Annotated in this window: 23 protein-coding genes; 14 read left to right on the forward strand and 9 right to left on the reverse strand. The window is 63.4% G+C overall.

Translation table 11 applies throughout. The annotated features are described in order from the left end of the window. Positions 1-9 precede the first annotated feature (9 nt). The 8 genes from BMG00_RS09615 to BMG00_RS09650 all read left to right on the forward strand — a co-directional run bounded on the left by BMG00_RS09615 (position 10) and on the right by BMG00_RS09650 (position 8,894). On the forward strand, positions 10-1,398 hold the full coding sequence (locus BMG00_RS09615) for a sigma-54 interaction domain-containing protein (protein WP_158521707.1): 1,389 nt from the start codon (positions 10-12) through the stop codon (positions 1,396-1,398). A gap of 33 nt (positions 1,399-1,431) precedes the next feature. Beyond that, on the forward strand, positions 1,432-2,478 hold the full coding sequence (locus BMG00_RS09620; protein WP_078526799.1) for an ABC transporter substrate-binding protein: 1,047 nt from the start codon (positions 1,432-1,434) through the stop codon (positions 2,476-2,478). Positions 2,479-2,585: 107 nt separating this feature from the next. Further along, on the forward strand, positions 2,586-3,683 hold the full coding sequence (locus BMG00_RS09625) for an ABC transporter ATP-binding protein (protein WP_078574140.1): 1,098 nt from the start codon (positions 2,586-2,588) through the stop codon (positions 3,681-3,683). Then, positions 3,680-4,546, forward strand: a complete 867-nt coding sequence (locus BMG00_RS09630) for an ABC transporter permease (protein ID WP_078574141.1) — start codon at positions 3,680-3,682, stop codon at positions 4,544-4,546. The genes BMG00_RS09625 and BMG00_RS09630 overlap by 4 nt, the downstream gene beginning before the upstream one ends. Before the next feature lie 2 nt (positions 4,547-4,548). Then, positions 4,549-5,355: an ABC transporter permease gene (locus BMG00_RS09635; RefSeq protein ID WP_038073648.1), complete on the forward strand. Its 807-nt coding sequence runs from the start codon at positions 4,549-4,551 to the stop codon at positions 5,353-5,355. A gap of 19 nt (positions 5,356-5,374) precedes the next feature. Then, a complete protein-coding gene (locus tag BMG00_RS09640; protein WP_078574142.1) occupies positions 5,375-6,871 on the forward strand; it encodes an aldehyde dehydrogenase in 1,497 nt (498 codons plus the stop codon). Between the two features lie 53 nt (positions 6,872-6,924). Further along, positions 6,925-7,647, forward strand: coding sequence for a type 1 glutamine amidotransferase (locus BMG00_RS09645; protein WP_078574143.1), 723 nt, complete (start codon positions 6,925-6,927; stop codon positions 7,645-7,647). Next, positions 7,644-8,894 carry an RNA polymerase factor sigma-54 gene (locus tag BMG00_RS09650; RefSeq protein WP_078574144.1) on the forward strand — a complete coding sequence of 417 codons (1,251 nt, stop codon included), beginning with the start codon at positions 7,644-7,646 and terminating at the stop codon, positions 8,892-8,894. Before BMG00_RS09645 ends, BMG00_RS09650 begins: the two co-directional genes overlap by 4 nt. Positions 8,895-9,005: 111 nt before the next feature. On the opposite strand, the gene BMG00_RS09655 is transcribed toward BMG00_RS09650, so the two are convergent. From BMG00_RS09655 to BMG00_RS09670, 4 genes are read right to left on the reverse strand one after another with little or no spacing between them, the layout of a single operon-like run. Continuing rightward, positions 9,006-9,449, reverse strand: a complete 444-nt coding sequence (locus BMG00_RS09655) for a MarR family winged helix-turn-helix transcriptional regulator (protein ID WP_078526811.1) — start codon at positions 9,447-9,449, stop codon at positions 9,006-9,008. Beyond that, on the reverse strand, positions 9,446-10,276 hold the full coding sequence (locus BMG00_RS09660) for a carbon-nitrogen hydrolase family protein (RefSeq protein ID WP_078574145.1): 831 nt from the start codon (positions 10,274-10,276) through the stop codon (positions 9,446-9,448). Before BMG00_RS09660 ends, BMG00_RS09655 begins: the two co-directional genes overlap by 4 nt. Before the next feature lie 4 nt (positions 10,277-10,280). Beyond that, on the reverse strand, positions 10,281-10,538 hold the full coding sequence (gene grxC / locus BMG00_RS09665; protein ID WP_078574146.1) for a glutaredoxin 3: 258 nt from the start codon (positions 10,536-10,538) through the stop codon (positions 10,281-10,283). A 35-nt stretch (positions 10,539-10,573) separates the two neighbouring features. Continuing rightward, entirely contained in the window at positions 10,574-11,341 is a 768-nt protein-coding gene (locus BMG00_RS09670; protein WP_245794979.1) for a ComF family protein, read from the reverse strand. Here BMG00_RS09670 and BMG00_RS09675 point away from each other — a divergent pair. Next, the gene (locus BMG00_RS09675) at positions 11,340-12,176 is read left to right on the forward strand and encodes a methyltransferase domain-containing protein (RefSeq protein WP_078574148.1); all 837 of its coding nucleotides are present in this window, start codon (positions 11,340-11,342) and stop codon (positions 12,174-12,176) included. The two genes, BMG00_RS09670 and BMG00_RS09675, sit on opposite strands and share 2 nt — an antisense overlap. On the opposite strand, the gene BMG00_RS09680 is transcribed toward BMG00_RS09675, so the two are convergent. Both BMG00_RS09680 and otsB read right to left on the reverse strand, forming a co-directional pair. Next, positions 12,177-13,523 (reverse strand): alpha,alpha-trehalose-phosphate synthase (UDP-forming), encoded by a 1,347-nt coding sequence (locus BMG00_RS09680; protein WP_078526821.1) that lies wholly within the window; start codon positions 13,521-13,523, stop codon positions 12,177-12,179. Between the two features lie 2 nt (positions 13,524-13,525). Continuing rightward, on the reverse strand, positions 13,526-14,266 hold the full coding sequence (gene otsB / locus BMG00_RS09685) for a trehalose-phosphatase (protein ID WP_158521708.1): 741 nt from the start codon (positions 14,264-14,266) through the stop codon (positions 13,526-13,528). A 119-nt stretch (positions 14,267-14,385) separates the two neighbouring features. Here otsB and hemH point away from each other — a divergent pair, with 119 nt between their 5' ends. The 4 genes from hemH (at position 14,386) to BMG00_RS09705 (ending at position 17,699) form a co-directional block, all read left to right on the forward strand. Continuing rightward, the gene (hemH, locus tag BMG00_RS09690; protein ID WP_078574150.1) at positions 14,386-15,441 is read left to right on the forward strand and encodes a ferrochelatase; all 1,056 of its coding nucleotides are present in this window, start codon (positions 14,386-14,388) and stop codon (positions 15,439-15,441) included. A gap of 62 nt (positions 15,442-15,503) precedes the next feature. Beyond that, positions 15,504-16,187 carry a lysophospholipid acyltransferase family protein gene (locus BMG00_RS09695; protein ID WP_245794980.1) on the forward strand — a complete coding sequence of 228 codons (684 nt, stop codon included), beginning with the start codon at positions 15,504-15,506 and terminating at the stop codon, positions 16,185-16,187. Then, a complete protein-coding gene (locus BMG00_RS09700; protein WP_078574151.1) occupies positions 16,177-17,124 on the forward strand; it encodes a phosphatidate cytidylyltransferase in 948 nt (315 codons plus the stop codon). The genes BMG00_RS09695 and BMG00_RS09700 overlap by 11 nt, the downstream gene beginning before the upstream one ends. A gap of 290 nt (positions 17,125-17,414) precedes the next feature. Continuing rightward, entirely contained in the window at positions 17,415-17,699 is a 285-nt protein-coding gene (locus BMG00_RS09705) for a hypothetical protein (protein WP_078574152.1), read from the forward strand. 77 nt (positions 17,700-17,776) lie between these two features. Here BMG00_RS09705 and BMG00_RS09710 read toward each other — a convergent pair whose 3' ends face one another. Continuing rightward, complete coding sequence (locus BMG00_RS09710; protein WP_078526832.1) at positions 17,777-18,382, reverse strand: L,D-transpeptidase family protein; 606 nt, start codon at positions 18,380-18,382, stop codon at positions 17,777-17,779. A gap of 167 nt (positions 18,383-18,549) precedes the next feature. Here BMG00_RS09710 and dalA point away from each other — a divergent pair, with 167 nt between their 5' ends. Next, the gene (gene dalA / locus BMG00_RS09715) at positions 18,550-19,065 is read left to right on the forward strand and encodes a divisome-associated lipoprotein DalA (protein ID WP_078526834.1); all 516 of its coding nucleotides are present in this window, start codon (positions 18,550-18,552) and stop codon (positions 19,063-19,065) included. A 58-nt stretch (positions 19,066-19,123) separates the two neighbouring features. Here dalA and BMG00_RS09720 read toward each other — a convergent pair whose 3' ends face one another. Further along, complete coding sequence (locus tag BMG00_RS09720; protein WP_078526836.1) at positions 19,124-19,624, reverse strand: L,D-transpeptidase family protein; 501 nt, start codon at positions 19,622-19,624, stop codon at positions 19,124-19,126. A 62-nt stretch (positions 19,625-19,686) separates the two neighbouring features. Next, entirely contained in the window at positions 19,687-20,907 is a 1,221-nt protein-coding gene (locus BMG00_RS09725) for a class I SAM-dependent RNA methyltransferase (protein ID WP_078574153.1), read from the reverse strand. Positions 20,908-20,927 lie beyond the last annotated feature (20 nt).

Genomic DNA, 20,927 nt, shown 5'->3' on the forward strand with positions numbered 1-20,927 from the left:
GGGAAGCCGATGAAGCAAAGCTCCGCGACACCGCCCCGCCCGCTCGATCAGGCGCTCGACGCGCTGGCCGACGGGCTCATCGTTCTCAACCCCGATCATTCGATTGCCTTCGCCAACCGTCAGGCCGCCGCATTATGCGGTTTCAGCGCCGCAGAGATGACCGGGATCGAGTTCGCCAAATTCAACGACCTTTCCGCGCTGAACTGGACACTGCTGGGAGAGATGCTTGAAGCAGGCCGAACCGGTAATCTCATCTTGCGCGGCGAAGCGACCGGAGCGGTCTTCATCACCTTGCGGCGAATTTCGACGACCGGCGCCAGTGAGGGCCACGTCATCACGCTGCGCGATCTGGCGGTGTTCGACCATGCCCGCAGACAGGCGACCGGCGCGCGCTCCGCCCCGACATTCACCAGCGCGACCGAACGCCGGATGCGACCCGATTTCGCCCGGCAGAGGGCGATCTCGCCCTGGCTCGACCGGATGATCTCGCGCGGGGAACGCGCGCTCTTGCAGGGCGCGCGGGTCATCATCACCGGGGAATCCGGCGTCGGGAAAACGGAAATCGCACGTCATCTGCACAATTTCGTCGCCAATGGCGTGGACCCGTTCATCGCGGTCAACTGCGCCGCGATCCCCGAAAGCCTCTTTGAATCCGAGCTGTTCGGCTATGAGAAGGGCGCGTTCACCGGGGCGTCGACCGAGGGCAAGAAGGGCCTGATCGAGGCAGCCGAGGGCGGTACGCTCTTTCTCGACGAGATCGGCGAGATCCCCTTGCCCCTGCAGGCCAAATTGCTGTCCTTCCTCGAAGAGGGCACGATCCTGCGGATCGGAGGAACCCGTCCGCGCCGCGTCAACGTGCGGGTGATCTCGGCCACCAATCGCGACCTTCTGGAAATGTCCGAGGATCGCCGTTTCCGCACCGATCTCTATTACCGGCTCGCGGTCGTGAACATGCCGATGAAGCCGCTGCGCGAAGTGCCGGAACTGCTCGATCACCTGATCGACCGCTTTCTCACCGCGATCAACCAGCGCCGTTCGGTCCCGCTTCAGCTCTCCGACGATCTGCGCGCACGGCTGCGGGCCTATCACTACCCGGGCAATATCCGCGAGCTGTGGAACCTGATGCAGCAGATCTCGGTGCTGGGCGATGACGAGGAAGAACTGCCGCGGCGTCTCATGGCGCTCGACCCTGCGCAGAGCGCGCGCCCCACCGGCAAACCCGCCACCTCGGAGGCCGTCGCCTTTTCCGAAGGCACCAGCCTGCGCGAGGCGGTGAGCGAATACGAATTGCGGATCATCGAAGACGCGATCCGTGTGCATGGCAGCAAACGCAAGGCTGCTGCCGCCCTTGGTGTCGATATCGGCACCATTTCCCGAAAGACCCGAAAAGAGCCGTAAACGGCCGAAAAAAACCAACAGTGGAGAGAAGACATGACTATCAAGAAGACGATGCTCGGCACGCTTGGCCTGCTCGCCCTCACCGCATCGCCGGTGCTGGCGGAAGGCACGATCAACGTGCTGACCTGGGAAGGCTATGCCGACCCCTCCTTCATCTCGAAATTCGAGGAGACCTCGGGCTGCCAGGTGAACGCCACCTATGTCGGCTCGAATGACGACTTCGCCCCGAAGCTGATGGCTGGCGGCGGCGTCTATGACCTGATCACCCCGTCGATCGACACGACCAAGCTGATGATCGACCTCGATTTCGTCGAGCCTCTCGATACGGCAAAGATCGAAGGCTGGAACGATATCTATCCGAAGTTCCTTGCCCTCGACGGGATCCAGAAGGACGGCGAATATTACGGGATGCCCTATAGCTGGGGTGCGATCGCCTTCATGTATCGCGACGATGCCTTCGACACGCCGCCGACCTCGATCGCGGATCTGTGGCGCGAGGATCTCAAGGGCAAGATCTCGCTCTGGGACGACAAGAGCGCGATCTATGTCGCGGCGCGCAAGAACGGTGACATGAACATCTATTCGCTCTCCGACGAGCAGATCGCGGCCGCGCAGAAGACGCTCGTCGAACAAAAGCCGCTGATCCGCAAATACTGGGCGACGGCGGGCGAACTGGTCGATCTCTACAAGGCGGGAGAGGTCGTGATCTCGAACACCTGGGCAGGCTATCAATCGAGCCTGCTGGCCGATGAAGGCGTGAAGGTCACCGAGTTCATCCCGAAAGAGGGGGCCGAAGGCTGGCTCGACAGCTGGATGGTGGTGAAGGGCACGCCGAACAAGGAATGCGCCTACAAGTTCCTCAACATGCAGCTCTCCGAACTCGGTCAGTGCGGCGTGGCCAATGTCAACGGCTACTCCGCGGCGAATGCCTCGGCGGCCAAAAGTTGCATGACGCCCGAGCAGTTCGCGGCGCTCCATCAGGATGACCCCGCCTATCTCGACAGCCTGCTGATCTGGACGCCGCTGGGCGATCGGTTCGAGGCCTATACCAATGCCTGGAACGCCGTGAAGGCCCAATAACACCGCGAAAGCTCGGCGACCCCGGAAGTGGGGTCGCCTCAGGGATCAGGGAAACAGGCGACCGGGGAGGGGGCGCCCGTTTCCGGACTAGCAGGGAACAAGGCGACATGGCCGCAATCATCGAGTTGGAGAATATCTCCAAACATTACAGTCCAACCATCATCGGCGTGGATAACGTGTCTCTCACCGTGGAGGACGGCGAATTCGTCACGCTTCTGGGGCCCTCGGGCTGTGGCAAATCCACCCTCCTGCGCATGATCGGCGGGTTCGAGGAACCGACCGGGGGAGCGATCCGGCTCGCCGACAAGGACGTGACCTTCGACCCGCCCTACAAGCGCGAGGTCAACATGGTCTTTCAGGATTACGCGCTCTTTCCGCATATGACGATCGGCGAGAACGTGGCTTACGGTCTCAAGACCTTCAAGCTCGACAAGGATACGGTGCGCACGCGCGTGAAGGATGCGCTGATGCTGGTGGGTCTCTATGACAAGCTCAACCAGCGCCCGCAGCAGCTCTCGGGCGGGCAGCGCCAGCGGATCGCGCTTGCCCGCGCCATCGTGCGCCGCCCGAAGGTCCTGTTGCTCGACGAACCGCTCTCGGCCCTCGATGCGAAATTGCGCGAGCAGATGCAGATCGAGCTCAAGCACCTGCACGAAAAGGTCGGCATCACCTTCATCATGGTGACCCATGACCAGACCGAAGCGCTGGTTATGTCGGACCGCGTGGTCGTGATGGAGAAGGGCAGGATCGCCCAGGAAGGCCGCCCGCAGGATCTCTACGATCATCCGGCGAGCCCCTATGTCGCGAATTTCATCGGAACGACGAGCTTTCTTCCCGGCAAGGTCAGCGCGCTCTCGGGCGGGGTCGCGACGATCGCGGCGGGCGGTACGCAGATCACCGCCCATCCCGATGTCACGCTGAGCGAAGGCGCGACCGTCACCGTTGGCGTGCGCCCCGAGAAGGTGAAACTCCTCGCAGAGGGTGAGACCGCCGATAACGTTTTTGAGGGCACCATCGCCGAGGTTATCTATTACGGGCTGGGCCTGCGGATTTCGGTGACGCTCGCCGATGGCAGCAAGATCGACGCCGACACCTTGCTGCCCGATAAGCTCTCGCATTCGACCTTGCCGCAATCCGGCGCGCCGGTTCGCCTGGGCGTGGCGGCCCATAACGTCTTCGTCTTCGAAGGGACGGTGACGCCATGAGCTTCCTGCGCCGCAACCTTCCAGGCATGCTGGTGATGGGCATCCCGCTCATGTGGATCGCGCTCTTCATGCTGCTGCCCTACGGGATCATCGTCACCTATTCCTTCTGGCTGAAGAAATACCCGACCTTCATCCCGGCCTTCCAGTTCGGGAACTACATCACGATCTTCACCGACCCCCAATATGTGCGGGTCTTCCTGCGCACGCTGAAGATCTCGGTGCTGGTCTCGGCCGCCTCCTTCCTGCTGGCCTATCCCTTCGCCTATTACCTCGTCTTCCGCTGCCGTTCGGCGGCGCTGCGGACCTGGCTTTACATGGCGGTGATTGCGCCCTTGTGGGTGAGCTACCTGCTGCGGGCCTATATCTGGAAGACGATCCTCGGCACCGAGGGCGTCCTGAACTCCTTCCTGATGTCGCTCGGGATCATCAATGAGCCGTCGAGCCTGTTTCTCTACAACCAGTTCGCGATGGTGGTGACGCTCACCTATATCTTCATCCCTTTCATGGTGATGCCGATCTACACCGCGCTCGAGAAGATCCCGACCAACCTGACGGAAGCCTCGGCCGATCTCGGGATGGGGCCGTGGCGCAGTTTCTGGACGGTCACGCTGCCCTTGTCGCTGCCCGGTGTCGCGGCGGGGTTCACGCTGACGTTCTGTCTCTCCTTCGGGGACTTCATCGCGCCCTTCCTCGTGGGTGGGCCTGACGGCAACCTCATCGCCAACGTGATCGCCACGCAGTTCGGCGCGGCACTGAACTGGCCGCTGGGCTCGGCGCTGGCGATCGTGATGCTCGTCGTCGTTCTCACCATCGTCTCCCTCTCCGACCGGATGGAGCGCAAAGGCATGACGGGAGGCGTCTGACCATGGCACAGAAAACACCCGGCCTCCTGTCGCGTTTTGGTGCCGACACGGCCTTCATGAGTTTCGTCGCAATCCTGATGGCGTTTCTCTACATCCCGATCTGGGTCCTGATCGCGTTTTCCTTCAACGACTCGCGCTCGCTTACCTGGCCGCTCTCGGGGTTCACGCTCGACTGGTATCGCAAGCTGTGGAGCAATTCCGACCTGATCGCGGCGATCGGCAACAGCTTCTATGTCGCGACGCTGGCGACGGTCGTGACCCTCGCGGTGGGCGTACCGGCGGCGATGGTGCTGCACAAGTTCGACTTCCCCGGCAAATCCGTGTTCCGCAGGCTGATCCTGCTGCCGATCACGCTGCCGGGGATCGTCACCGGTATCTCGATGCTCAACATGTTCAAGCTGATGGGCTTTCCGCTGAGCCTCGAGACGGTGATCCTGGGCCATGCGACCGCGCTTCTGGGTGTGGTGGTCACGCAGGTCTATGCGCGGCTGCAACGCCTGCCGCCGTCGCTCGAGGAAGCGGCCTTCGATCTGGGCGCCTCGCCCTGGCGCAGCTTCATCGACATCACCTTGCCGAATATCCGCTCGGCGATCATCGGGGCGGGGCTGTTGAGCTTCGTTCTCAGCTTCGACGAGATCCCGGTGACCTTCTTCCTGACCGGGCGCGACAACACGCTGCCGATGTATATCTACTCGACGATGCGCCGCGGCGTGACGCCGGAAATCAACGCGGTGGGCACGATCATCGTGCTTCTGTCGCTCATTCTCATCGTGGTCGCGGTCATCGCGACGCGCGAGCGCAAAAAATAACGACATGGAGGGAACGCCAATGACCATGACTCTGAAGGACTGGCAGGCTCGCGCCGCCGCACTCGCGCCCGAAACGCGGATGTTCATCGACGGCAAGTTCGTCGATGCGGCGTCGGGCGCCAAATTCGAAACCATCAACCCGGCCAATGGGCAGGTTGTGGCCGCTGTCGCGCGCGGCAGTGCCGAGGATGTGGACCGCGCAGTCGCAGCCGCGAAGAAGGCGTTCAAATCGGGCGTCTGGTCGCGGATGGAGCCCACCGCGCGGATGGCGGTGATGAGCCGTTTCGCCGATCTGATCGAGGAACATGCCGAGGATTTCGCGCTGCTCGATACGCTCGACATGGGCAAGCCGATCTCGGACATGTTCAACATCGACATTCCCGGCTCGCTGATGACGATCCGCTTCTTCGCCGAGGTGATCGACAAGATGGAGGGCGTGGTGACCAACACCAATGCCGACGCGCTCCATTACATCCTGCGCCAGCCGCTGGGGGTCTGCGGGCTCGTCGTGCCGTGGAACTACCCGCTGATGATGGCCGCATGGAAGATCGCGCCCGCGCTGAGCGTCGGCAACTCCATCGTGCTGAAACCGGCCGAGCAATCGCCGCTCTCGGCACTGCTTCTGGCGAAACTGTTCTCCGAGGCGGGCGGGCCCGATGGCGTCTTCAACGTCGTCACCGGCTTTGGCGAGGATACCGGCAAGCCGCTGGCGCTTCACATGGACGTGGACAAGATCGGCTTCACCGGTTCGGGCGAGGTCGGCAAGCTGATGATGATCTATGCGGGCCAGTCGAACATGAAGCGGGTCAGCACCGAATGCGGCGGCAAGTCGCCCCAGATCGTGCTGGCCGATTGCGAGGATCTGGCGAAGGCCGCCGCGACCGGCGTCGCGGGGATCTATGGCAATCAGGGCGAGGTCTGCTCGGCCGGCTCGCGCATCCTCGTCGAGCGCGCGGTCTATGACGAATATATCGCGCTTTTCACCGAGGCAGCAAAAGACATGCACATTCCCGGCGATCCGCTCGACCCCGACACCACGATGGGGCCGCTGGTCACGCCCGAACAGCAATCGCGCGTGCTGGGCTATATCGAGGCGGGCCGCAAGGAAGGGGCCAAGCTCGCCTTCGGCGGCAATGTCCCGGCCCAGTTCAACGCGGGCTGCTTCGTCGAGCCGACGCTGTTCACCGATGTGTCGAACAAGATGAAGATCGCGCAGGAGGAAATCTTCGGCCCGGTCGCCTCGATCATCCCGGTGGACAATCTCGACCATGCGATCGAGACCGCGAACGACACGATCTACGGGCTGGCCGCCGCGATCTGGACCTCGAATGTGAAGAACGCGCATCGCTTCGCCCGCGATGTCGAGGCGGGGATCGTCTGGGTCAACGCCTATGAGGCGGGCGATGCCACGACGCCGTGGGGCGGGTTCAAGCAGTCGGGCAACGGGCGCGACAAGTGCCTCGAGGCGCTGACGCAATACACGCAGACCAAATCGGTCTGGATCGAGTTGAGCTGACTTCTCCCGGCCGGGGTGCTGCGCGTCCCGGCCGACCTATCCTCAGGACGACAATGAAACTTTGTATTCTCGAAGCCGATCGCCCCGCCGAGGCGTTCCGGCCCGCCCATGGCACCTATGCGGGGATGTTCGAGCGCTGGCTGGCGCCGGCCTTGCCCGAGGCGACGTTCGACAACATTTTCGTCGCAGGGGGCGATGCGCTCCCCGAAGATCCCGATCTCTATGACGCCTATCTCGTGACCGGGTCGCGCGCGGGCGTCTATGAAGACCATGACTGGATCGCCCCGCTCGAGGTCTTCCTGCGCGAGTTGCGCGCGCGCAATCGCCCGGTGGCGGGGGTCTGTTTCGGTCATCAGGTGATGGCGCAGGCCTTCGGCGGGACGGTCGAGAAATCCGCGGCAGGCTGGATGCTCGGGCGGCAGGAGCACATGCTTTCGCCGGAAGGCGCAGAGGTCTTCGGTCCCGATCCGCTCACCGCCCTGTCTTTCCATCAAGATCAGATCACCGCGCTGCCTCCGGGCGCTGCGCGGCTTTTGTCGAACGATCCGTCGCCCAATGGCGGGCTGGTCTATACCGGCTTTCCCGCACTCTCGGTGCAGTTCCACCCCGAATTCCAGCCCGGCTACATCCACGATCTTCTGATCGCCTATCGGGGCGAGCGCGTGCCCCTCGACCGGGCCGAGACCGCGTTGGCCTCGCTTGACGGGGCGCTCGACAACGACAGAGTGGCAAGAGCCTTCGCCGAGTTCTTCCGCCGCAACGTTAAGAAGACATGAAACTCACCCAGAAAGTCACCCAACGCCTCGATACCGGGTTAAAGCTTACCCAAGACCTGCATCGGGCGATCGGCTTTCTGGAGCTTTCCAATCTCGAACTGGCGCAGACCCTGCGCGAGGCTGCCTCCGATAACCCTTGGTTGAGGGTGCGCATGCCCCCGGCAATGGAGGACGGCGTGGCCGACATCGCCGCGCCCGGGCTGTCGTTGCGCGCGCATGTGCTGGCCCAGATCGACCGTCTTGTGCCGCGCACGTCAGATCGTTCCGTGGCGCTGGCCCTGCTCGATGCGATGGGACCGAACGGCTTTCTCGAGATGCCGGTCGAGACGATCGCCGCCACGTTGCGGGTTACGCCCGCGCGCGTCGAAACCGTTCTTGCCGCGCTTCAGGCAATCGAGCCCCGTGGCCTCTTTGCCCGCTCGCTTGGCGAATGTCTCGCCCTGCAGCTTGCCGAAGAGGAAGAGATTTCACCACAGATGCGCCGGATGCTCGACGCGCTTCCGGTTCTTGCCGATCGAGGGCCCGCCGCGCTCGCGGAGGCGGCGGGCCTCGGAGCCGACGAATTGGCTCCACTTCTGGCCCGGCTGCGCGATCTGAACCCGCGGCCTGCGGCCGGTTTCTCGACGGACACGGCACGCACGCGCATTGCCGATCTTCTCTTCGAAAGAGAGGGCGACAGCTGGATTGCCCGACTTAATCCCGAGAGCCTTCCGCGCCTGGAGATCAATGACTTCAAACAGGGCGCGAGCTCTGCAATGTCGTTCTCGCGGGAGAAAAGCGCGGCGCTTCGGCTCGTCAGCGCCCTTGAGACGCGCAATGAAAACCTGCTGGCGCTTGGTCGCCTTTTGGCCGGTGAGCAGGCGCAGTTTCTTTCTCACGGCCCGGTTGGTCAGCGGGTTTTCACGCGCCGGGAAGCTGCGCGCCGACTTGGTCTTCACGAAAGCACGGTGGGGCGGCTCGCGAGTTCTTCTTCCGCCGCGACGCCCGCGATGGGGGTTCTGCCATTGCGAGAGTTTTTCTCGCGCGCGCTTCGCCGACAAGCGGAAGCCTCTCCGGTGCAGGGCAGCCTGGCCATCAAGGCACGGATCGAGCAGATGATCGCCGGAGAGGACCCGGTACGCCCGCTCAATGATGGCGAATTGAGCGATGCACTTCGCGCGGAGGGGATCAGCATCTCGCGGCGCGTCGTCGCAAAGCTGCGTACCAGCGCAGGCATCCCGAATCGCGCGGTTCGAAGAAGTCGATAGTCTTCAGGTGACGGTGTCGCGGTTTCCCAGATCGTGATGTCACGCCCGGTACGGTTCGGGCGTTCGCTTACTCAGCGCTGCCGTGTCTCCCGGTGGCGGGTACTATTGCGCTCAGTTTTCTTCCAGCCGGGCACGCAATTCGCGCAGGACAGGCAGGGTTGCGCGGACCTTGTCGGGGCCCAGGTCACGTACGATGCCACCAATGATCGGCATGAGCGAGGCCAGCGCCGCATCGCGGGCACGTCGGCCCGAGGGTGAGAGAGAGACCCACTTGCGCCGCGCATCGTCCCAGTCGGGGCGGATATGCACATGACCCGCCCATTCGAGCTTTGCCAGAGTGTTGGTCATCGCGCCGCGCGTGACATGAAGGGCTTCGGCCAATTGGGCAGGGGTGCGCTCTTCGTTGATATGAGCGAGCAGGTTCAGCACCGAGAAATGCGAGATTTCCATCCCTTTGGGCAGGGCGCGGCTGACGACGTTGCGCGCGAGCTGATCGGCCATGAAGACCTCGGCAAAGAGCGTCGCGGCGAGCGGATCTGTTTCTGCGCTACTCATGGCCCGTCGAAGCTCCGGTCATGAAAGAGCGAACGCATGCGAGAACGCACCGCATCGACCTGCCCGAGATCAAGATCGACCAGCGTCACACCGGGTTCGGCGCCGCCATCTGCAAGAACTTCGCCCCAAGGGCCCACCGCCATCGAATGACCCCATGTCCGGCGGGGCTTGTCGCCGTGGGTGGCGTGGCTGCCGCATTGCGCAGGCGCCAGCACGAAGCAGGTGTTCTCGATTGCGCGGGCGCGCACCAGCACTTCCCAATGGGCTTTGCCGGTCGTGTCGTTGAAGGCGGCGGGGATCGTGAGGATTTGCGCGCCGGCCTGCGCCAGCGTGCGGTAGAGATGCGGGAAGCGCAGATCGTAGCAGACCGACATGCCGATCTCGGCGTATTTCGTGGCGGCCAGAACCGCTTCGCGTCCGGGGCGGTAGCCTTCGGATTCGCGATAACGCTCGGTCTCGGACACGTCCACGTCGAACATGTGGATCTTGTCGTAGCGGGCTTTCACATCGCCCTTGCGCCCGATCAGGAAGGACCGATTGGCGAAGCGGCCGTCGTCATCCTCGGTCTTCAGGCAGAGCGAGCCGATCAGAATATAGACGCCATGGGCCTCTGCCTCGGCGCGGATCGCGGCGAGGGTCGGGTCGTGGTATTCATGCTCGAGCACACCGCGCTGATAGGCGCGATCGGACGAGATCAGATTCGTGCATTCGGGTGTCGCGATCAGATCGGCACCGGCTGCGGCGGCCTCGCGGATGAAATCGAGCGTCACCGGCAGGTTCTTTGCCGGATCGTCGGTCACCGAAAGCTGAACGAGCGCCGCCTTCATCCCCTCACCCTGCCAGCATCGCGTCGAGCTTGCCCGCATGTTCGAGGGCGTGCAGCTCGTCACAGCCGCCAATGCCTTCGCCACCGATGAAGATCTGCGGCACCGTGCGGCGGCCATTGGCGCGCTGCATCATCTCGGCGCGCAGCTGCGGCTGGGCCCCGACGTCGGTTTCCTCATAGGCGACGCCCTTCTTGTCGAGAAGGCGCTTGGCCATGATGCAGAAGGGGCAGGTGCGGGTGACGTAGATTTCGACGCGTTTCATTCTCTATTCCCTATGGTCTGCGAGACTATAGGGATTTAGGGCGCCTTCGCAACGCGCGCCAGTGTCACAATGCAGACCCGGGTTGCGCCGGCCTCCAGCGCCGCTTCGGTGGCGGCCGACAGCGTGGCCCCCGAGGTCATCACGTCATCGACGATCAACAGTGCGCGTCCCGCGAGGTTTCCGGCGCGGCGCGGATTGATCCGGATCGCCTCGGTGAGATTGGCGTGACGGTCTTCGCGGCTCTTGCCCTTCTGGCTGGCAGTCGGCCGGGTGCGCAGAAAGAGATCGGCGCAATGATCCTGACCGGTGCGCCTGGCGAGCGCGCGAGAGAGTTCCGCCGCCTGATTGTACCGTCGCTTGAGGAGCCGCAGCCGGTGCAGCGGGATCGGGGCGATCATCATCTCCGGGTGCAGGAGCGGGTCCGCCGCGCGGGCCATCCAGCCCACAAGCGGCGGGACGAGATCGAGCCGGTCGCCATGTTTGAGCGCGAGCACCAGATTGCGCCCGGTGCCCGAATAAAGCATCGCCGTGCGGCCCTGTGCCCATGCACGCGGATGGGCGATGCAATCGTCGCACAGGACATGCTCCTCCTCTGCGGCTTCACCGGGCAGCGGCGTGCCACAGGCGTCGCAAACCGTGCCGCGGGCGAATTCGGTCTCGGCCCAGCAGGTGCCGCAAAGGCCGAACTCGGAGCCGACCGCCTCACCGCAGGCGATGCAGCTCGGCGGGAAGAGGGCGCGTAATCCGACGCGCGCTGCCGCTAGCATCCGTCCCCGAACAGAGTTAAGGATTGCCTCCGACATGGATACGCCGCCCCTTCTCACCGACCGCGAGGCCCTGATCCGCCATCGCCAACGCGCCGCCCGCGCGCCCGAGCTGTTTTTGCACGAGGATGCGGCGGCCGAGCTCGATGAAAGGCTGCAAGAGGTTAACAGAACCTTTACGGCGCCGGCCCTGATTGCGGCTTTTCCCGAACCGTGGCTCGAGATCCTGCCGAATGCCAAAGTGGTGTCCGACGACGAGGTGCTCGATCTCGAAGAGGGCGCGCATGATCTCGTCGTTCATGCGATGGGTCTGCATTGGGCGAATGACCCGGTCGGGCAGATGGTGCAGGCGGCACGCGCGCTCAAGCCCGATGGGCTGTTCCTTGGCGTGATGTTCGGCGGGCAGACCCTGACCGAACTGCGCGCGGCGCTCGCGCAGGCCGAAGCGGCGATCACCGGCGGGTTGAGCCCGCGCGTTCTTCCGATGGGCGAGATCCGCGATCTCGGCGCGCTGATCCAGCGAGCGGGGTTTGCGCTGCCGGTGGCAGATGCGGTGACGCGCAAGGTGACTTACGAGACGCCGCTCCGGCTCCTGTCGGATCTGCGCGCGATGGGTGAGACCAATGCGCTGGCCTCGCGCAACCGCCGTTTCCTGCGCCGTGACGTGCTGGCCGAGGCGCTGCGCCTCTATGTCGAGACCTATCAGGAAACTGACGGAAGGGTGCGCGCGACCTTCGAGATGGTCTGGCTCACCGGCTGGAAACCGCATCCCGACCAGCCCAAACCGTTGCGCCCGGGGTCGGCCGCACAGCGTCTCGCCGATGTGCTGGGCACGATGGAATTGCCGACGGGTCAAAAGCCGCGGCAGCCCTGATCAGCCCAGAGCGGTCAGGAACGCATTCGACCACCAGTGCACATCCTGACGGGTCAGCCCGTCGAGCAGCGCACGGTGGCGCTCGCGCCGCTCGCCCCGCGACATCATCAGCGCGGTGAGCATCGATGTCGCCATCTGTTCGGTGTCATGCGGGTTGACCAGAAGCGCTTCGGTCATCTGCTCGGCCGCGCCCGCGAATTGCGACAGGATCAGAACGCCGGGGTCGTCGGGGTTCTGGGCCGCGACGAACTCTTTTGCCACGAGGTTCATCCCGTCCATCAGCGGCGTGACCAGCGCGACCTGGGCGGCGCGGTAGAGACCGGCCAGCACTTCGCGCGGAATAGGGCGGTTGATGAAGCGGATCGGCGCCCACTGGATGTCGGCGTATTGGCCATTGATGCGGCCCGAGAGGTGCTCGGTCTCTTCGCGGATGTCGTCATAGGCCTGCACGCCTTCGCGCGTCGGCGGCGAGATCTGCAGTAGCGAGACATGGCGATGCCATTCTTCGTGCCGCTCGAGGAACTCGCCGAAGGCGCGGAAGCGATGCGGGACGCCCTTGGAATAATCCAGCCGGTCGACGCCGATCATCAGGTTGCGGTTGGGCTTGAGGATGCCAGAGGGAAGTTTGGCGATCTCGCGTTCCGCCAACTCGGTGAATTCGGCGGTGTCGATACCGATCGGGAAGGCTGCGATTCGACACTGTCTCGGCGAAAGATGGATGAAACCGTTGCCCAGATCGCTGCCTTCGCCGATCTCCACCATCGAGGCGAGACAGGCGCGCACGTCGCGCTCGGCCTGCAGACCGACGAGGTCGTAATTCGACAGCCACTGGCAGATCTCGCGCCCGTTGGGGAGGGCCTGCATCGAGATCGGGCCGGGGAAGGGCGTGTGCAGGAAGAAGCCGATCGGGTTCTGGAGCCCGAGCACGCGCAGCTCGTAGGCGAGCGGGAGCAGATGGAAATCATGCACCCAGATCCGGTCGTCGGGCTGGATCATCGGTGCGATCAGTTTCGCGATCCGCCGGTTCACCTGCTTGTAGGTATTCAGATAGTCCTGGTGGATTTCCATCAGGTCGGTGCGGCCGTGAAAGAGCGGCCAGAGCACCGAGTTCGAATAGCCCGCGTAATAGTTCTCCTGCTCTTCCTCGGTCAGGTCGAAGCAGAAGCGTTTGAAAGGTCCGCCCTCGATCTCGCGCAGGCAGGTGTCGGGCTTCTCGGCGATCTCGCCGGAGGTGCCGATCCAGATCCCGCCGGTTTCGCTCAGCACGTCTCCGAGCGCCACGACGAGTCCTCCCGAGGGGTTCGCCCCGGTCGGAATTCGGTTCGAAAGGCAAATCAGTCGACCCATGCTCACTCCTCCACCGCAGCGGCGAGCCAGTCCCGGATGTCGCTCGGCTCTGCCAAGTGATAGCGCGCGGCGCTTTTCCCGTCACCGATCTTGATGCCGAAGCCGCCATGGGCCTCGGCCCAGGCAAGCGCGGGTTCGTCGGTGGTGTCGTCGCCCGCATAGACCGGCATGCGGCCTGAAAACTGCGGAAGCTGTGTCAGAAGGACGAGCGCGCCATCCTTGGAAAACCCGTCCGGACGCAGTTCCACCGCCATCTTCGCGGGCTGGATCGCAAAGGCCGGGAAGCGCTCGGCCAGGGTTTCGGTGAAGGCCTCGACCTCGGGCTGGCGCGAAGGATCGGCGCGGAAATGGAGCGCGCCGCCATGGCTCTTTTTCTCGAATAGAAGACCCTGTTGCTGCGCAAAATGATCCATCTCGGTTTGAAGCGCTGCCAAATCGTCGGGGCTTTCCTCAAGCGGGGGCGTCATGCCGCGCGCCTCTGCGCCATGGCTTCCGATCATCAGCCCGTCATACCCGAGAAGGAAGCGCTCCAGTTCGTGCAATGAGCGACCGGAGACCACGGCGAGCGCGCCGCCCAATTTAGCGGAAAGACGGGCGAGCACTTGGGGCAGGCTTTCGGGGATCACCACCGCGTCGGGACGCGGCGCGATATCGACCAGACAGCCGTCGAAATCGAGAAATAGCGCGTCCCCGTCGGGATCGAGCGCGGGCGGGGCCGGTTTCTTGCCGGTCAAGTCATCCATTGCCATGTGCAGAACGTAAGTGATCCTGTCCCGGTTGAATAGGCCGCATTGGCACTGATCGGGAAACCCGTTAAGTCGGGTCTAGGTTCCGCTGAAAAAGACGACAGGACAGTGACAAGATGACGAAAGACGCAAATCCGCGCCTCGCCCATGCCCCCGCCGATCACCCGCCCGTCCCCGAGGCGAAGATCGGTCTGCTCGTCGCCAATCTCGGCACACCCGACGCCACCGACTACTGGTCGATGCGGCGCTATCTCAACGAGTTTCTCTCGGACAAGCGCGTGATCGACTATCCGGCCTGGAAATGGCAGCCGCTGCTGCAACTGATCATCCTGTCGAAGCGTCCGTTCACTTCCGGCGCGAACTACAAGATGATCTGGAACAACGAGGCCAATGAGAGCCCCTTGACGACGATCACCAAGCAGCAGGTCGCCAAGCTGCGTGATGCGGTCTCGGCGCGCTATGGTCAGGAAGTGATCGTCGATTACTGCATGCGCTACGGCAACCCCTCGACCTTCGACGTGGTCGACCGGATGGTGAAGCAGGGCTGCGAGAAGATCCTGTTCGTGCCGCTTTACCCGCAATATGCGGGCGCGACCTCGGCCACCGCGAATGACCAGTTCTTCCGTGCGCTGATGAAGCAAAAGCGCCAGCCCGCCGCCCGCGTGGCCCCGGAATATTTCGACAAGCCGTCCTATATCGAGGCGCTCGCGCAATCGGTGGAGCGTGTCTATTCCACGCTCGACGAGAAGCCCGACGTGCTCGTGGCCTCCTATCACGGGATGCCGCGTCGCTACCTGATGGAAGGCGACCCCTACCATTGCCAGTGCCAGAAAACCTCGCGCCTGCTGCGCGAACGGCTCGGTTGGGACAAGGACGGGATCGACACCACCTTCCAGTCGGTCTTCGGCACCGAGGTCTGGCTGAAACCCTACACGGTCGAGCACGTCGCCGAGCTTGCCAAGCAAGGCAAGAAGAACATCGCCGTCATCTCGCCCGCCTTCAGCGCCGATTGCATTGAGACGCTCGAAGAAATCAATGGCGAGATCCGCGAGGCCTTCGAGGAAGCGGGCGGAGAGAAATTCACCTATATCCCCTGCCTCAACGACGACGATCTGCATATCACGGCGCTGATGGAAGTGGTCGAGGAAAACCTCGCAGGCTGGATTGCTTGACGCTTGAACTGACGTAACGTCTCGGGTCTGCTGGCGCCTGAAAGGCTACGCAGGGTCGGGACGTGACGACAGCAAGAGACGCAGGCAAGGCAGGTGGGATCCTGCGCCGGATCGCGGCGCGGATCACCGGGTTGGCGATCGCGCTTTTTGCGCGGTTCATCACCTCGCCGCGTGTCTATTACGCCGCCCCGCCCCATCCCGACCGGCAAACCGTCTATTTCGCCAATCACCGTTCCAATGCGGATACGGTTCTGATCTGGACGGTCCTCGGGGCCGCGACGCGGGCGCACACGCGCCCGGTTGCGGCGGCCGATTACTGGCTGAAATCGCCTCTGCGGAAGTTCGTCGGGCTCGATGTGTTCAACGTCATTCCGATCGAGCGCCTTCGCGAAAATCGTACCGAGAACCCGGTGGAGAAGATGCTCGCAGCGCTCGAAACCGGTGCGTCGCTGATCATCTTTCCCGAGGGTCGGCGCAATGAGAGCGAAGCGCCTTTGCTGGAGATGCGCCCCGGCATCTATCATCTCGGGCAAGCGCGACCCGAACTCGAATTCGTTCCGGTCTGGATCGAGAACCTCAACGGCGTGCTGCCGCGTGGCTCGATCATTCCGGTGCCGCTCTTGTGCACATTGACCTTCGGCGCGGCGCTGAGGGTGGAACCCGGCGAGAGCCGCGACGCTTTCATGGCCCGCGCTCGCGCGGCGCTTCTCACGCTTGCCCCCGAGGAGGTGCGCGATGGATCCTGACCTGATCCGCATCTTCGGCGGGCTGTTTCTCGCGCTGCTGGCGGCGACGCTGGGCGGGCAGTTGCTACGCTGGCAATTCTCGCGCGGTGGTGGCCCGGCGGTGATCGAGAGGCTCAACGCGCGTATCCGCGGCTGGTGGGTGATGATCGTATTGCTCGCGATCACGTTCATGCTCGGCAAGGGCGCGGTCGTTTGGCTCTTCGCGTTCGCCTCTTTCAGTGCCCTGCGCGAGTTTCTGACACTCACCCGTCGCAGCCGCGCGGATCATTCGGCGCTGGTAGCGAGTTTCTTTGTCGTGCTGCCGATCCAGTATATCGCGGTCTGGCGGGACTGGTACGGGTTCTACGCGATCTTCATCCCGGTCTATGCCTTCCTCGGTCTTCCGATCCTCTCGGTCATCCGCGCGCGTATCGATCACTACCTCACCCGCGTCGCGCAGACCCAATGGGTACTGATGATCGCTGTCTTCTGCATGAGCCACGTGCCCGCGCTTCTGGTGCTGCGGATTCCGGGATACGAGGATCGGTCGCTGATGCTGATCGTCTTCTTGCTGATTGTCGTGCAATCGGGCGACTTGCTGCAATTCGTCTGGGACAGGCTTTTGGGCCGGCGCGAGATTGCGCCCGAGGTGTCACGCTCGAAGACTTGGGAGGGGTTTGCGGGCGGCGTGCTGAGCGCAAGCCTGATCGGGGCCGCTCTCTACTGGATCACGCCATTTACGCCCCTCCAGGCCTGGGGGATGGCTCTGGTGATCGCCGGGATGGGGATCTTCGGCAGGCTGGTGATGTCGGCGATCAAGCGCGAGCGCGGGGTGAAGGAATGGGGGCATCTGATCGAGGGGCAGGGTGGCGTGCTCGATCGTCTCGATTCCGTCGTATTCGCCGCGCCTGTGTTCTTCCACCTGACGCGGTTCTTCTGGCAATCGATGCCGGGATGATCCGCCAAGGCGCTGCGCGTCTTGCGAAATGCAGGGCCAGATGGAAAGGATATGGCGACGATAGGCTCTATCTCCGCGTGAAATCGGCTGTTCGGCTCGGTTCCACTCGGCAAAACCGGCGAAAACCTGCCGAAAATCGTCGCTTTTCCGAACGTCTTCGCAATATGCGACATCCCGCCTCACGGTTTCGTAAGACGCGGCCCCCTATCTTCTGCGCGGGGGCAAGGGATGCCGCGAGGTATCCCGGCACCGCGGCAACGTCCGGGGTGTACGAAGCAGAAAGGACGAAAATGAAGAAGACACTGGTGATGGCCGTTGTGGCGGCTCTCTCTGGCGGAGCGGTCTGGGCCGGTCACGCAAACCCTTGGGCGACCGAGGAAGATGACCTGCTGATGCAGAACCACGAGGAGAACCTTGCGCAGTCGGTCGACACACCCGGCGAGGACGAGATGCTCGGCGTCATGGTGCAAAGCGCGCATGGCAAGCTGGATGGGCTCTCTGACGGCTCGAATGGCGGTTTTGCCGAGCACTCGCGCGGTGAATCCAACGGTGGTGGCAAGGGCGGCACTTACTGAGATCCTCAAGCCGGCAAAAAAAAAGACCCCCGGAGCGTGTGGCACCGGGGGTCTTTTATTGTGAACTTTCGCGCGGGTCAGATCAGCAGAACTTGCGTGCCGATCTTGGCGTAGCCGAACAGCTCCTGGATGTGTTCGTTGTAAAGGCCGATGCAGCCGTTCGAACTCTTGCGGCCGATCTTGCGCGTGTCGTGGGTGCCGTGGATGCGGTAATATTTCCACGACAGGTAAAGCGCGTGGGTGCCCAACGGGTTATCGGGGCCCGGCGGCACGAAATCGGGCCATTCGGGATTGCGTTTCTTCATCGACGGGGTCGGCGCCCAGCTTGGGCCCTCGACTTTGCGGATCACCTCGGTGCGCCCGCGCCGGGTCAGCTCCTCCGAGACCGGGACAGAGGTCGGATAGAGCCGGTAGATCGACTGATCCTCGGACCAGTAATGCAGGGCGCGCGAGCCGGTATCGACGAGGATCGCCCCGTTGCGCAGGTTCGAGAAATAGGGCTGCCATTCGCGGTTCAGGAAACCCGAGATGTTGCGGCGCTGGTTGGTGTAGCCGTCAGTCTCGTATTGCACGACCCCGGCATCGGGTGTCTGCGCCTGCGCGGGCAGCGCCAGGCCTGCGCCGAGGCAGGCAGCACCGCCAAGAAAGGTGCGGCGATCAAAGGTGGTGCGTTTGCTGGACATGTCGCGCTCCGAAAACACGGGTTTTCAATCGACGTAAATATAGTGTGACCACCGACGCCCTGCAAATCAAAGATCCTGCGGTGTGCCTGCGCCGCTACAGAGGGGTTTGCGCCTGCACAAGCAAGCGTGTAAAGCAGTCGGACAGGTCAACAAAGGGCTGACAAAAGATGTTGCGCGCCACTGCATTTGCGTTTTCCGCCGTTCTGGCTCTGGCAGCCTGCCAACCGACGAACCAGCAAGCGCCGGTCGGGGCCGACGGGCTCCCGCTTCCGAAGGTTTACAATATCACCGCACGCGATGCGGCCGTGATCCCGCAGCGCGTTCTGGAATCCGTCAACTCCTTGCGCTCTGTACGAGGTCTCGCACCGCTGAGCCTGAATGACGCTCTGACCACCGCAGCTCTGGCGCACTCGAAGGACATGGCGGCGCAGAACCGTCCCTGGCATTGGGGTTCCGACGGCTCCTCGCCGCGTGACCGCGTGGCGCGCGCCGGCTACATGGGCACCTATGAGGGTGAGAACCTCTCGGAAACCTATGAAACCGAGATGGAAACCCTCTCGAGCTGGATGTCCAACGAGGTTACCCGCGACGTGATCCTCGATCCGCGCGCGACGCAGATGGGCTTCAGCTGGTATCAGGAGCCGTCGGGCAAGATCTGGTGGACCATGGTGACCGGCAGCTGAGCCTGCGCTCACCGATTGCCAGCAAGGAAAAAGGGCCCCGTGCGGGGCCCTTCGCATGTCAGGGGAAGATGAAGATCGGTGTGCCGTCCTGCACCATCGCGTAGATTTCCCGGATCTCCTTGTCCTTCACGGCGATGCACCCGGCCGTCCAGTCGCGCCCGAGCCCCTTGTTCTTGCCATCGCGGCCGTGAATGAAGATGTCGCCACCCGCTTGCTTGCCTTGCGATTGCGCATAGGCGACCTGCTGCGGGTTCGGATAGCTGATCCCGATCGACAGGTAATAGGCCGAGTTCGGGTTGCGCCGGTTGATGTAATAGAGCCCTTCGGGCGTCTTGCCGTCACCTTCGAACTGCTTCGGGCCGATCGGATCGCCGCCGAGGCCAATCTTGTATTTCTTCAAAACCTCATCGCCATGGAGCAGATACATCATCCGGTTGGTCTTGAAGACCTGGATCTGCGTCACGACGGGGCCGTCATAGGTGATGAATTTGCCGGAATCGCCGCAAGCTGCGAGCGAGGCAAGGGCGCATCCGCCCAGAAGGAGGGTTCGACGGTTCATGATAAGCCTGTTCACGGGTCACTGCTCTTTTGCCCCGTTCTACCTGATTTCGGCCGCCCCTTCTAGCGGGTGAAGAGCGCCGCAAGCTCGACATGAGCGGAAAAGCGGAACTGATCGACCACGAGCAATTTCTCGAGCGTGAAGCCCGCGTCGAGAAGCGTCTCGGCGTCGCGCGCAAAGGTGACCGGGTTGCAGGAGACGTGGACCAGGCGTGGCAGTGGGGAGGATGCGATCTCGGCGACTTGGGCCTGTGCGCCAGCGCGGGGCGGGTCGATCACCACGGCGTCGAACTTCGCCAGCTCGTCGGGCAAAAGCGGCCTGCGAAACAGATCGCGGGTTTCGGTCGTGACCCGGTGCAGCCCCTGCGCCTGTCGCCATCCCTGATCGAGCGCGTCCGTCATCGCGGCCGATCCCTCGACCGCATGAACCTCCGCCTGTTCGGCCAGAGGCAGCGCGAAGGTGCCACAGCCCGCGAAAAGATCGGCGACGTGCTGGGCCGAGCCCACGGCGGCTTTGGCAAAAGCCACCAGCGCCGCCTCTCCGTGATGGGTCGCTTGCAGGAAAGCCCCCGGTGGCGGCACGACCTGCGCCTTGCCGAACTGCTGGATCGCGGGTCGACGCGCCGCGATCACCTCGGCATTCCAGCTCAGCCGTGCCAGATCATACTGGCGCGCCAGACCGCTCAAAGTCTCGAACTGTGCTGGATCAGGGTCTTTTCCGCCCGATGCGGCTATCTCTAGTCCGGCCTCCGACAGCGTCACCGCGAAAGCGATCTCGCCCTTGCGCGAGCCCGCCAGCGCGGTAGCCTCATGCAGCATCGGGACGATGGACAGCAACTCGCGCCGCAGGATCAGGCAATTCGGGATCTCGACCACCGTATCGGAGGCGCGGGCGTGAAACCCGACCAGCGTGCCCTTCTTGGTGCGCCGCCCCGAGAAGGTTGCGCGACGCCGCGACTGCAGAGGCGAGGTTGCGATGGTCATCTCGGGCACTGCCAGACCGCGCGCGATCAGAGCCTGACGCACGGCATCCATTTTCCACGCGGCAGTGAAACCTTCCGAGGCATGCTGCATCACGCAACCGCCGCAGGACCGATAATGCGGGCAAGGTGCCTTCACGCGTTCCGGCGAGGGGGTGACGATCTTTGGCTGGGCAATGCGCCCGTCCACCACATCGCCCTCGACCACTTCACCCGGCAGCGCCATCGCGACATGCACGGTCCCATCGGGGCCACGCGCTACGCCATCGGCATGCAGGGACAGACGTTCAATCTCGTAATTCATGCGATCCCTCTACCCGTGCC

The sequence above is a fragment of the Thioclava marina genome (assembly GCF_002020135.1).
GTDB classification, from domain to species: domain Bacteria; phylum Pseudomonadota; class Alphaproteobacteria; order Rhodobacterales; family Rhodobacteraceae; genus Thioclava; species Thioclava marina.